We start from the raw sequence: 13,468 nt of genomic DNA, 5'->3' as shown, positions 1-13,468 counted from the left end.
ATATAAAAATAAGTAGACAAATCACAAAATAAATGAATATGAATAAAATTAGAATATATATTATTTATAAAAAATAAAATAATTACTGTCATATATTAAATTTACAACAAGTATAAGGTGTTGCTGACATATATTAAATAGTATAACAAATTAATTTAGTAACAGAGAATATTATAAAAGGGGAGAAGGGGTGAGGTCTATTGTTAAACTATAAAAATACATCTGAAATAGAACCTCTAGAAAGCATACTAGGTCAAGAAAGAGCTATAGATGCTATGGAGATTGGATTAAAAATTGATAATCCAGCTTACAATATATACCTAGCAGGAGATTCAGGTACAGGGAAAACAACATATGCTACAAAAGCATTAAATAAGTATGCATCTAAAAAGAATTCTCATAAAGATTGGTGCTATGTATATAACTTTGAACAAAGTAGAGAACCTATTATAATTGGATTAGAAAAAGGATTAGGAAGAACTTTTAAAAAAGATATTGAAAAATTAATTGAAGCACTTTTAGATGAGTTAAGAGACACATTTGAAAGTGAAGATTTTGAAATAGGAAAAAATCAGGTTGTTGAGGAATATGAAATAGAGAAAGATGCATTACTTAAAAAAATTAAAAAATATGGAGAAGAAAAAGGATTTAAATTAAAAAATAGTAAAGTCGGGATGGTATTTATACCTATAAAAGACGAAAAAGATGATAAAGATGAAGATGATGAAAAATCAGACGAGGAGTTTTACAAAGTTAAAAGGGAATTAGAAAATATGGCAATACAGGTTGTATATAAAATAAGAGATTTAGAAGATGCTGCAAAAGAAGCATTACTTGACTTAGAAGAGGAAGTAGCAAAGTTTGTAATAGACCCTCATATTGAATCTTTAATTGAAAAATATAAGGATTATGATAAAGTAGAAACATATTTAAATAATATAAGAAAAGATATATTAGAATATGTATATCTATTTTACTTAGATGAAGAAGATTTAAAAGATAAGTATGATAAAGAACATTTTATAAAATATAAAGTAAATTTATTTGTAGATAATGGTAGCGATAAAGAAAACTCATCAGCGCCTGTAATATTTGAGATAAATCCAAGTCCAGCTAATTTATTTGGTAAAGCTGAATATGATTACTATAATGGAAATATAAAAACTGATTTTACTAAGCTAATACCAGGGGCAGTTCATAAAGCTAATGGTGGTTATTTAGTTTTATATGTAGATCAACTTTTAAGATATGCCCTATCATGGGATATGCTAAAGAGAGCTATCCAGTCTAGAAAAATGGGAGTAGATACTCAAACAGCTATAAAGCCAGAAAGTATGCCAATAGACATGAAGGTAATACTAATAGGAGATAACTATATGTACAATGCTTTATATAGTTATGATCCAGACTTTAGTAAGTACTTTAAAGTATTTGTTGATTTTGATGATGAGATGGAAAAAAATGAGGTAAATGAAGATGGAATAGCAAGGTTTATAGCGTATCAATGCAATAAGGGAAATTTAAAACATTTCACATATGATGCAGTTGACGAAGTAGTTAAATTTAGCACAAGAATTGTAGGAGATAGCTATAAGTTATCAACAAAATTTAATAAAATTATGGAGGTTATAGTAGAAGGAGATGCATATGCTAAAATTAGAAATGTAGAATATGTAGATAAAGAAGACATAAAAAAAGCTATAAATGAAAGAAGAAAAAGATTAAATAGAATTGAAAATAGAATGGATGAATCATTAGAAAATGGTTTTACTCTTATAGAAACTGAGGGAAGTAGAGTAGGAGTTATAAATGGTTTATCAGTTTTAAATACGGGTGAATACTCATTTGGAAGACCTTCAAGAATAACAGTAACTACTAGTCCTGGTAATGATGGAATTGTTAATATAGAAAGAGAAGTTAAGATGAGTGGGCCTATACACAATAAAGGTGTATTAATATTAGGTGGATATTTAGCAGAAAACTTTGCTCAAGAATTCCCATTATCATTAAATGCATATATTTGTTTTGAACAAAACTATGGAGGAATAGAAGGTGATAGTGCAACTGGAGCGGAATTATATGCACTTTTATCATCATTAAGTAATGTTCCTTTGAAACAAAATATTGCAGCAACAGGATCAATGAATCAAAAAGGCGAAATACAAGTAGTAGGAGGAATTACTGAAAAGATAGAAGGATTTTATTCAGCATGTAAGAAAAAAGGATTAAATGACAATCAAGGTGTAATAATTCCTAAAAATAATAGCAGAAACTTAGTTTTATCTGATGAAGTAAATAAAGCAATTGAAGAAGGAAAATTCAGGGTTTATACAGTATCTAAAGTTGAAGAAGCAATAGAAATATTAACTGATATGAAATTTGAGGAAATTAAAAAACTTGTAAAAGAAAGATTATTAAAATTTTCAAAAGCGCAAAAATCAGAATATAAATAGTTTTAATGATTTATATTCTGGGTAATTATATAATGAGATAAAGCAAAAGCTAATTAGCTTTTGCTTTCTTTTTTATTTAATATAAAAAATATAATAAAATTAGCAATAATAATTTGTTATATATTGCTGATTATGATAGATAATATTATTATAATTTAAATTTTAGGGGGATTTTAAATGAAAAATGTTAATGAAATACTAGATGCATTAGAAGAACTTTACCCAGATGCCAAATGTGAGTTAGATTATACAACTCCTTTTGAACTTTTAATTGCAACAATATTATCAGCTCAATGTACAGATGTAAGAGTCAACAAGGTAACAGGAGAATTATTTAAAAAATATAATACTGCACAAGCTTTTTCTAAGTTAAGTATTGAAGACATTAGTAAAGAAATAAAAAGTTGTGGATTATATAAAAGTAAGGCTGAAAAAATAAAAGTAACATCGCAAACTATATGTAATGTTTATAATGGAAAAGTGCCAGACACATTAGAAGAACTTGTAAAACTCCCAGGTGTAGGAAGGAAAACTGCAGGAGTAGTTTTAAGTAATGCATTTGGACAAGATGCAATAGCAGTAGATACACATGTTTTTAGAGTATCAAATAGAATAGGTATAGTTAATACACATACTCCAGAAAAAACAGAGTTTGCCCTTATGGAAGCAATACCGAAGAATAGATGGTCTCATTCACATCATCTTTTAATTTTCCATGGAAGGAGGATGTGTAAAGCTAGAAATCCAGAATGTAGTATTTGCCCTATAAAAAGTGACTGTAATTACTATAAGGAGAGGGATGACAAAATTGAAACGACTTAAGATGATATTATTATTGTCAGTAGGAATCTTTTTTTTAGGTAGTACAAATTTATCTCAAGCAATAACAAGAGAAGGAAAAATACACAAAAATATTTCTATAATGTCTATAGATATATCAGGATTAACTAAGAATGAAGCAAAAATAAAAGTTGAAGAAACTATAAATCACTATAATGAAATAAACTTAATATTTGAAGATAAAACCTATAAGTTAAATAAAAAAGACTTAGGAATAGTTTATAACATTGATGATGCTGTAGAAAAGGCATATAATATTGGTCGCGATAAAGATATAATATCTAATATTAAAACAAAAATAGACTTAGATTTAGGTGAAAATAAAACTATTCGCTTAAAATGTAGTTATAATGAAAAAAACTTAGATAAATATATAAATTTTTTAAATGAAAATATTAATATAGAACCTATAAGTGCAACTATAAAATTAGAAGATAATAAATTTAATTATACAAAAGAAACTTATGGAATAAAGATAGATGTAGATAAACTAAAAAAAGCAATTATATTAGATATAAATAAAGTTTTTTCTAATGACGAAAAAATACCAACAATAAGCATAAGACCTAATTTTATATATGATGAGTTAAGCAAAATAGATACAGTACTTGGAACTTATGAAACTAATTTTAATCCTAAGCTAGAAAATAGAGTCAATAATATAGATGTTGCAGCTAGAGCTACTAATAATGTAATAGTTAAGCCATCTGAAGAGTTTTCATTTAATCATTATGTTAATGATGCTAGTATTCAATCACAGTTTAAAAATGCTCCAGTAATAATCAATGGAAAATTAGAACAAGGATTAGGTGGAGGTATATGCCAAGTATCAAGCACTATGTATAATGCAGCACTTTATGCAGGTCTTGAAATTACAAAAGTAAGAAATCACAGTATACCAAGTGCTTATGTTTCAAAAGGAAGAGATGCTACAGTTGCAACAGGTAATTTAGATTTTAGATTTAAAAATAAATATAATACACCTATACTTGTTACTCACAAAATGTATAATAATAAGATAGTAACAACTATATATGGTAATAAGGAAGATAAGAAAGAAATAGAAGTAACAACAGAAATTATAAAATCAGTACCTAATAAAGTAAAAATAGAAACTAGTGAAAAAATTTTTGAAGGAGAAAAGACAATAACACAAAATGGGAGGGTTGGATATAAAATAAATACTTTCAGAGTTTATAAAGGGGATAAAGGCAAAACAAAAGAATTTATTAGTGAAAGCTATTATCCTCCTATGGATAAGGTAGTTGTATATGGTACTAAAAAGAAAGTTATAGACAATATAGATAAAGAAATTATTTGATAAATGAAATCTTCTATTTATATTAATATAGATAGAAGATTTCATTTATTGTACATATATCTAAGAAGTTTCTGAAAGTGAGTTCTTAGAAAAGTAATTTTCTGATATAATTGTATTTGGACTAATATTAAAATATAAAATTGTTAAATTTTACATAGTTTAATTGACTATAGAATACAGATAGAAATATTTAAGGAGGATGGATATGTCATTAAATGTAGTCTTAGTAGAGCCAGAAATACCTCAAAATACAGGTAATATAATAAGAACGTGTGCAGCAACAGGAACGATCTTACATTTAGTAAGACCTTTAGGATTTTCATTAGAAGATAAGTATTTAAAAAGAAGTGGACTTGACTATTGGGACTTAGCAAATATACAATATTATGATAGTTTCGAAGAAGTAGTTGAGAAAAATCCTAATGGAAAATTTTTCTTTTCTACAACAAAGGTAAATCAATCACATTCAGATGTAGAATTTGTTGATAACTCATTTATAGTATTCGGAAAAGAAACTAAAGGATTACCAGAGACTTTAATAAAAGCAAATTTAGAAACTTGTATGAGAATACCTATGATAAATGTAGAAAAAGCTAGATCACTGAATTTATCTAATTCAGTTGCGATAGTTGTATATGAAGCATTAAGACAATTAGGTTATCCTAATATGAGATAATCCTAAATATCCGAAACACTGTTTTTAGAAGGGGGCGTGTTTTAATGAAAAATTTAAAAATAATATGCGATAGTTTATCAGATATACCTAAAGAACTGATAGAAAAATACGATATAGAAGTAGTTCCACTTACAGTTATATTAGATGGAAAAGAATATAAAGATGGAATTGATATATCTAATGATGATTTTTACAAAATCTTAAGAGAAGAAAATGCATACCCAAAAACTTCACAAGCTACATATGCACAATTTAAAGAGGTTTTCGACAAGTATGTAAATGAAGAAAGAAAAATACTTTATATAGCAGGTTCATCTGCAGCTACAGGAACATATCAAAGTGCTGTAATGGCAAAGAATGATACAGAGGGAGAAATATACACTTATGACTCTCAAACATTAACTTATCTAGTTGGATTATTAGTAGTTAAAGCTGCACAGATGGCCAAAGAAGGGAAAGAAATTGAGGAAATAATTTCTGAAATAGATAAATTAAGAGAAAAGACTTATGTATTATTCTCTGTTGATACATTGGAGTATTTACAAAAAGGTGGTAGAATATCATCTACTAAAGCTGCCATAGGTAGCATTTTAAATATAAAGCCAATACTTGATATAAAAAATGGTTTGGTTGCGCCTGTATGCCAAGTAAGAGGCAAGAAAAATGTTATATCAAAAATGGTAGAGATTATAAAAGAGAATTGTGGAACAGATTTCTCAGATCAAACTATGTACATAGCATATAGTGACGATTTTAAAGAAAGAGATAGATTAACAGAAGCAATTAAAGAACAATTTAATCCTAAGAGTATAGAATACTTCCAAATTGGAACTGTAATAGGCTCTCATGCAGGCCCAGGTTTAACTGGAATAGTATGCTTTAAAAAATAACTTTAAGAATAAAGAACTTTCAAATATAATTTGAAAGTTTTTTTAATAAAACAAAATATAAAATGAAATTTTAATTTTATTTTAAAATAGAGTAGCATATATACTTAATATGATGCACTATATTACATGTAAATGTCAAGATATTACATAAAAGTCAAAAAATTTATCATGAATATTGAATTAAATATAGAAAAATAATATAAAGTGTAGTAAAATAAAGATAATTATTACACAATATATATGAGGTTTTGAGGAGGATACTTATGAAACTTAAAAAGTTATTATCTGTAGCATTAGTTACAGTTATGAGTGCTAGTGTGCTAGTTGGATGTAGCTCAGGAGAGAAAAAAGAAGCGGCTGGGAGTGCAGATGGAGAAAAAAAGGTATTCAAGATAGCTATGGTTACAGACACAGGTGGAGTTAATGATGAATCATTTAACCAATCTGCATGGGCTGGATTAGAAAAGATAAAAAAAGAATTTGGTGAAGATAAAGTTAAAGTTAAGTACTTAGAATCAAAGCAAGATGCTGACTATGTACCTAATGTTGAAACATTAGTTGAAGAAGATACTGATTTAATAATAGGTGTAGGATTTAAATTAGCAGATGCTATAGAAGAAGCAGCTAAAAACTACCCAGAAAATCAATTTGCTCTTGTAGATGCTGCATATGAAAAGCAACCAGCAAATGTAACATCATTATTATTTGAAGACCACGTATCATCATACTTAACAGGAGTAATTGCTGCTAAGCTGAGTGAAAGTCATAAAGTTGGTTTCATAGGTGGTATATCAGGTGAAGTTATAGATAGATTTGACTATGGATTTAGAGCAGGGGTTGAAGCAACTGATCCAAATGCAAAAGTAAGTGTTCAATATACAAACAGCTTTACAGATATGGCAAAAGGAAAGTCGATAGCTAACCAAATGCATAAAGACGGAGTTGACGTAATATTTACAGCTGCTGGTGCTTGTGGTATAGGTGCAATAGAAGCTGCTAAAGAAAATGGTAAAAAAGCTATAGGTGTTGACCAAGATCAAAATAAATTAGCTCCAGATAATGTAATAACTTCAGCAATGAAAAATATAGATATTGCTGTTTTTGATGCAGCTAAGTCTATGATAGAAGGTAAGTATAAGCCAGGACAAGTTATAGTTAATACATTAGATATGGGTGGAGTTGGTATAGCTAAAACTAGTGACAAAAATGTTCAACCAGATGTATTAAAATACGTTAATGAAATAGCTGAAAAGATTAAAAAAGGTGAAATAAAAGTTCCTGAAAATGAAAAAGAATATAAGGAATTAAAGAAATAATTAAATAATGAAGGGCTATCCTAAAATTAGGATAGCTTTTTTTGCGACAATCCTTTTAAAGATATAGCACAATTAAATTGATAGTAACTGTGTATAATAAAATATTTTACGAGGTTTTGGAAAGAATAAAAATATATGAATTCAAAGGAATTATATTGGTCTATTAGTTAAAAAAATAAGGATTAATTATTAAAATTCGACAAAAAAACACAAAAAACAAGCTAAAATGAAAAAAATATATAAAATGGTTTGTTATGCTAGCGGTATTTTAGTATAATAAAAATGCTGACTATTAAATTAAGGAGGATAAAAAGAGCGATGAATAATAGTAATGTCGACTACAGCAAAAAAGTTGTAGAAATGAAAAAGATAACTAAAAAGTTCGGAAACTTCGTTGCGAATGATAACATAGACTTGACTGTTCATAAAGGTGAAGTACATGCTCTTTTAGGTGAGAACGGAGCAGGAAAATCTACTCTAATGAACATATTATATGGTTTATATCACCAAACATCGGGTGAGATACATATAAATGGGAAATTAGTTAATATGGATAATCCAAATGTGGCTATACAAAATGGAATAGGTATGGTGCATCAACATTTCATGCTAGTTCAACCTTTTACAGTAGCTCAAAACATAATACTTGGTACTGAACCAACAAAAGGATTAGGAGCTGTAGATATAAACAAAGCTATAGAAGATGTTAAAGCAATATCAGAAAAATATGGATTATATGTTGACCCAAATGCCAAGATTGAAGATATAACTGTTGGGATGCAACAAAGAGTAGAAATATTAAAAGCTTTATATAGAGGAGCTGAAATATTAATACTAGATGAACCTACAGCAGTTTTAACACCACAAGAAATAATAGAACTTATACAAATAATAAGAAATTTAACTAAAGAAGGTAAATCTGTAATTATAATAACTCATAAGTTAAAAGAGATAAAAGCAGCAGCAGATCACTGTACAATAATCAGAAGAGGAAAGTATATAGATACTGTAAAAGTATCTGAAACTACTGAAGATGAATTAGCTGCAATGATGGTTGGTAGAGAAGTAAACTTTAAAGTTGATAAAGTTGAAGCGAAGCCAAAGCAATCGGTATTAGAAATAAAAGATTTAATAGTCAAAGACAATAGAAAGATATCAGTAGTAGATGGATTATCACTAGATGTAAAAGCTGGTGAAATACTAGGTATTGCTGGTATAGATGGTAATGGTCAATCAGAACTTGTTGAAGCTTTAACTGGACTTAGAAAATCTCAATCAGGAAGCATAAAAATCAATGGGCATGAAGTTTTAAATAATACTCCAAAAGAAGTGTTTAAAAAAGGTATAAAGAATATACCAGAAGATAGACATAAGAGAGGATTAATATTAGATTTTACTGTTGCTGAAAATACAGTTTTACAAAACTATAAAGATCCTAGATTCTCTAAAAATGGAATATTAAATAAAGAAGCAATAGAAAAATATGCTGATGGAATAATAGAAAGGTTCGATGTTAGACCAACAGACCATACTGTAAAGTCAAGAGCTTTATCTGGAGGTAACCAGCAAAAGGTTATAATAGGTAGAGAAGTTGATAATATAGAAGTTTCAAGAGCTGCTACAGGAGAACCGCAATTATTAATAGCAACTCAACCTACAAGAGGATTAGATGTTGGAGCTATAGAGTTTGTTCACAAATCATTAGTAAAACAAAGAGATGAAGGAAATGCAGTATTATTAGTATCTTTAGAATTAGATGAAGTTATGAACGTATCTGATAGAATAGCAGTAATATATGAAGGAAAAATAGTAGGAATAGTTGATGCGAAAGATGCAGATGAAAATACATTAGGATTAATGATGGCAGGAGGTGACGAATAATGAGCGATAAAGCAAAAAAGAAAAAAGTCTCTCTAGTAGATAATACTATATTATTCTCTTTAGTATCTATAGTATTAGGATTAATAGTTGGAGCTATAGCTTTAATTATAGCGGGACATAATCCAATAGAAGCTTATGCAGCTATGATAGATGGTATATTTGGAAAGCCTAAATTTATAGCATGGACTATAATAAGATCTACACCACTTATATTAACAGGTTTATCTATTGCCTTTGCATTTAAGACGGGATTATTTAATATAGGTGCAGAAGGTCAATTTATAATAGGTTCATTAGTCGCAACTATAGTTGGTGCAGGAGTTCAATTGCCTGCAATAATACATGTACCGTTTGTACTTTTAATGGCAGCACTTGGTGGAGCTATTTGGGGTGGATTTGCAGGATGGTTAAAATCTAAATTTGGTATAAATGAAGTTATAGCTACAATAATGCTTAACTGGATAGCTTTCTATCTAAGTAACTTTATGATAAAGACTAGTTGGTTAGCTAGAGAAAATAGTGAAGCATCAATAAATATACATGAAAGTGCTAGTATAGGAATACACTGGTTAAATGGATTAGTAGGACCTGCTACTAAAGTAAACTGGGGTATAGTAATATCTATAGTACTTGTACTAATAATAGCATTTATATTATTTAAAACAACTTTAGGATTCGAATTAAGAGGAGTTGGATTTAATAAATATGGCGCTGAATACGGTGGTATAAATGTTAATAGCTCTATATTAAAATCTATGGCTATAGCAGGTTTACTTGCAGGTGTAGCTGGTGCTATACAAGTTATGGGTGTGTCTCACAACATAACAATACTTGCAGCACAAGAAGGATATGGTTTTGATGGTATAGCTGTTGCACTTATTGCTAACAGTAACCCAATAGGAGTTATATTCTCAGGATTATTATTCGGAGCATTTAAATATGGTGGAACTAAGATGCAATCTATAGGAGCTCCTTCAGAGGTTGTAAATATAGTTATAGGATCAATAGTTTACTTCATAGCTTTAAGTAGTGTCTTAAGAATGTTATATGTAAAAATGAGAGATAAGAAAAATAAAGGGGGTAATGCATAATGGAAGATTTAGCTTTAATTATTAGCACAACGTTAATGTACTCTACGCCCCTGATATTTGCAGCATTAGGCGGTGTATTCTCAGAGAATTCTGGTATAGTTAATATCGGAATAGAAGGAATGATGACTATAGGTGCATTTGCAGCTGCAGCAACAGGGTTTTTAGTAGGAAATCCATGGATAGCATTTTTAGTAGGTGGATTAGCAGGTGGATTATTCGCATTAATCCATGCATTTGCTACAATAAGTTGTAATGCTGACCACACTATTTCTGGGGTAGCAATAAACTTATTAGCTCCAGGAGTTGCTTTATTTGCATCTAAAATAATGTTTGATGGAGCTACAATGACTCCAACAATACCAATGGAAAATAAAATACCAAGACCGTTAAATGGTTTATTCCCACAAGGTAGCATATTAGATACAATATTTAACTCATATGCAACTGTATTTTTAGCATTTGTATTAGTAGTTGTAGTATGGTATGTATTATATAAAACTAAGTTCGGTCTTAGAGTAAGAGCAGTTGGAGAACATCCAGGAGCAGCAGATACATTAGGTATAAATGTTGCTAAAACAAGATATATGGCTGTTATAATATCTGGTATATTAGCAGGTTTAGGTGGAGCATCAATGAGTTTAGCTGTTGTTTCTTCATTCAGACCTACATTAATATCTGGACAAGGATATATTGCTATGGCAGCAGTAATATTTGGTAAGTGGAGACCACAATGGGCTATGGTAGCTTGTTTATTATTTGGTTTCTCTACAGCTTTATCAGTATTCTTTGGAAACCCAGAGTTACCATTTAGTATAAATGAAAACTTATTATCAATGATACCTTATATAGTGACATTAGTAGTATTAGTATTATTTGTTAAGAGTTCTAAGGCTCCGGCAGCTTTAGGTAGCTCATATAAAAAGGGTGAAAGATAATAAAAAAATGATAGCTAAGCTATCATTTTTTATGCCTAAATTTCTATTATTATGAAGAAATTTGAGTGAAGAGAATTCTTCATAATATGAATTAAAAAAAGAAATATAGAAATAATAAAATCTATAGGATATAACAAGTTTAAAATATATCTATCCATCCATCCATGGTTCCTCTTATAATGAGAAAGGAGCGATAGTTTTGACAGAAAAAGATATACATTTAAGTTTACCTAAAGAAGATCAAATATCTGTAATGAAATTTTTAAATAATAATAATTTTGAAAAGGAATTAAGATATGACGGTGAGCTTATAGAAATATTACTGAGAATAGACAATAAAGGTATCAAGGATAACAAAGAAATAGCTGAAGAAATAACAAATCTAATAATAGATGTAATTAAGGATAATATACTAAAAGAATATATATATAAGCAATATAGTGAAATATATACTGATGATAAAGATGGTATTTATTTAAAGTCTATAGAATTATTTAATCAAAAAGAGATGATTATCAAAAATTCTATAAATACGAAGGTTTATAACTACATATTAAGCAACAACTATATAAACATAGATGGATTTGTAAAATTTAGAATGAAAGAATTTACTAAATACCTATCAGCTATAGGGGATGCAGCACTAGAGGAATATCTTATAAAAAAGGATCAAGATGAATTTATAAATGTACTAAAATATTTTATAGATATCCAAGAGGAAAAAATGGATTTACTTAGAGTACATATTATGAATGATAATTCCTTTATTCTATATGATAAACATGGAAATAAAATAGATAGTATTGATGACGAAGAAATTGTAAATATGGCAATAAAAGAAAACTTAAACTATGAAGATTTTCTTATAAGTACACTATTAACGTTATGTCCTAAAAAAATAGAAATCTTAGATACATTAAATAATAACTCGTCAAAAGAAATAATAAGTACTATATCATCTATTTTTGACAATAGAGTAAGTATAATTTATCAAAATTAAAATTTAAGTGAATTTTGTGTAACAAATAGGGCTAATTATCATAGGTTATTATATACAAGAAATTCAATTTATTGTTTGTTAACTTAAAAAACTACTTTTTTAATTATTAAGTAAGATTTATAATAGTATATAACTTAAAAACTTACTAATAAGATAGACTAAGGAGAACTTATAATGAACAATATTTTGAAAATACTAGTATTAGCAAGTATTGGTGGACTAATTGGATATATAACTAACATAATAGCTATAAAACTGATATTTAGGCCAATAAAACCTATTAAAATACCTTTAATAAATAAAGAAATAATAGGGTTGATTCCAAAAAGAAAAGCAGAGATAGCAGCTAACATAGGAATGGTAATAGAAGAAGAATTTCTTTCTTTAGAAGAGATTTTAGATAATATTATTACAGAAGAAGATAAACAAAATGTTGTAGAATATATAAAAATTAAAGTTAAGCTTATAATAAATGAGAAAATGTCTCTAGCTCCAAACTCTATAAAAAATCTTATCCAAGGATATATTGTAGATATTGTAGAGGTAGAAATAAAAAATAGTATTGATGATTTAAGCAAAGATTTAATAATTAAAGCAAATGAGCGTATAAATATTCAAAAAATGGTAGAAAATAAAATTACAGAATTAGATTTGTATGAATTGGAAGATATAATACTTAAAATTGCTCAGAAAGAGTTAAAGCATATAGAGGTATTAGGTTTAGTACTAGGATTCTTAATAGGAATCATACAAGGAATAATAATTATATTTATCTAATTATTATTCTTGCTACAGATATAACTATCTGATATAATGATACTAAATTAAAAATAAGTGCTATGAAAAGGAAGAGTAAAATAGAAACAATTTTCAGAGATAATGGGTCACCGGCTGAAAGCCCGTTTAAATATGACTATTTGAAAACTACCTTGGAGCAGAATTTATTAGCATATTTTATATATGTGAAAGTATTCGGTTGACTACCTTATAGTCATCAAGAGGGTTCTACATTTGTAGACCAACTTGGGTGGAACCGCGAATTAACACTCGTCCCAAAATATATTT

11 protein-coding genes and 1 other annotated feature are annotated in these 13,468 nt (G+C 28.2%); all 11 genes read left to right on the top strand.

Going from position 1 to position 13,468, the window contains the following annotated elements; genetic code table 11:
* Window positions 1-200: 200 nt before the first annotated feature.
* Window positions 201-2,453 carry a Lon protease family protein gene (locus JWF52_RS07675; protein WP_208332984.1) on the top strand — a complete coding sequence of 751 codons (2,253 nt, stop codon included), beginning with the start codon at window positions 201-203 and terminating at the stop codon, window positions 2,451-2,453.
* Between the two features lie 177 nt (window positions 2,454-2,630).
* A complete protein-coding gene (gene nth, locus JWF52_RS07670) occupies window positions 2,631-3,275 on the top strand; it encodes an endonuclease III (protein ID WP_208332983.1) in 645 nt (214 codons plus the stop codon).
* Window positions 3,262-4,614, top strand: a complete 1,353-nt coding sequence (locus JWF52_RS07665) for a VanW family protein (protein WP_208332982.1) — start codon at window positions 3,262-3,264, stop codon at window positions 4,612-4,614. Before nth ends, JWF52_RS07665 begins: the two co-directional genes overlap by 14 nt.
* A gap of 205 nt (window positions 4,615-4,819) precedes the next feature.
* The gene (gene trmL / locus JWF52_RS07660; protein WP_208332981.1) at window positions 4,820-5,290 is read left to right on the top strand and encodes a tRNA (uridine(34)/cytosine(34)/5-carboxymethylaminomethyluridine(34)-2'-O)-methyltransferase TrmL; all 471 of its coding nucleotides are present in this window, start codon (window positions 4,820-4,822) and stop codon (window positions 5,288-5,290) included.
* Between the two features lie 44 nt (window positions 5,291-5,334).
* On the top strand, window positions 5,335-6,180 hold the full coding sequence (locus tag JWF52_RS07655; RefSeq protein WP_208332980.1) for a DegV family protein: 846 nt from the start codon (window positions 5,335-5,337) through the stop codon (window positions 6,178-6,180).
* A gap of 263 nt (window positions 6,181-6,443) precedes the next feature.
* Entirely contained in the window at window positions 6,444-7,496 is a 1,053-nt protein-coding gene (locus JWF52_RS07650; protein ID WP_208332979.1) for a BMP family lipoprotein, read from the top strand.
* A gap of 318 nt (window positions 7,497-7,814) precedes the next feature.
* Window positions 7,815-9,377, top strand: a complete 1,563-nt coding sequence (locus tag JWF52_RS07645) for an ABC transporter ATP-binding protein (RefSeq protein ID WP_208332978.1) — start codon at window positions 7,815-7,817, stop codon at window positions 9,375-9,377.
* Window positions 9,377-10,468 carry an ABC transporter permease gene (locus JWF52_RS07640; RefSeq protein WP_208332977.1) on the top strand — a complete coding sequence of 364 codons (1,092 nt, stop codon included), beginning with the start codon at window positions 9,377-9,379 and terminating at the stop codon, window positions 10,466-10,468. Before JWF52_RS07645 ends, JWF52_RS07640 begins: the two co-directional genes overlap by 1 nt.
* Window positions 10,468-11,403, top strand: a complete 936-nt coding sequence (locus tag JWF52_RS07635; RefSeq protein WP_208332976.1) for an ABC transporter permease — start codon at window positions 10,468-10,470, stop codon at window positions 11,401-11,403. The genes JWF52_RS07640 and JWF52_RS07635 overlap by 1 nt, the downstream gene beginning before the upstream one ends.
* A gap of 199 nt (window positions 11,404-11,602) precedes the next feature.
* Window positions 11,603-12,403, top strand: coding sequence for a putative sporulation protein YtxC (gene ytxC / locus JWF52_RS07630; RefSeq protein WP_286184052.1), 801 nt, complete (start codon window positions 11,603-11,605; stop codon window positions 12,401-12,403).
* Window positions 12,404-12,577: 174 nt separating this feature from the next.
* Complete coding sequence (locus JWF52_RS07625; RefSeq protein WP_208332975.1) at window positions 12,578-13,180, top strand: DUF445 domain-containing protein; 603 nt, start codon at window positions 12,578-12,580, stop codon at window positions 13,178-13,180.
* Window positions 13,181-13,233: 53 nt separating this feature from the next.
* Window positions 13,234-13,461: a binding site (T-box leader), on the top strand.
* Window positions 13,462-13,468: the final 7 nt, after the last annotated feature.

The sequence above is a fragment of the Clostridium sp. CCUG 7971 genome (assembly GCF_017590215.1).
Taxonomy (GTDB): domain Bacteria; phylum Bacillota; class Clostridia; order Peptostreptococcales; family Peptostreptococcaceae; genus Faecalimicrobium.
The sequence above is the reverse complement of the archived record's forward strand: the minus strand, read 5'-3'. Positions and strand labels throughout refer to the sequence as shown.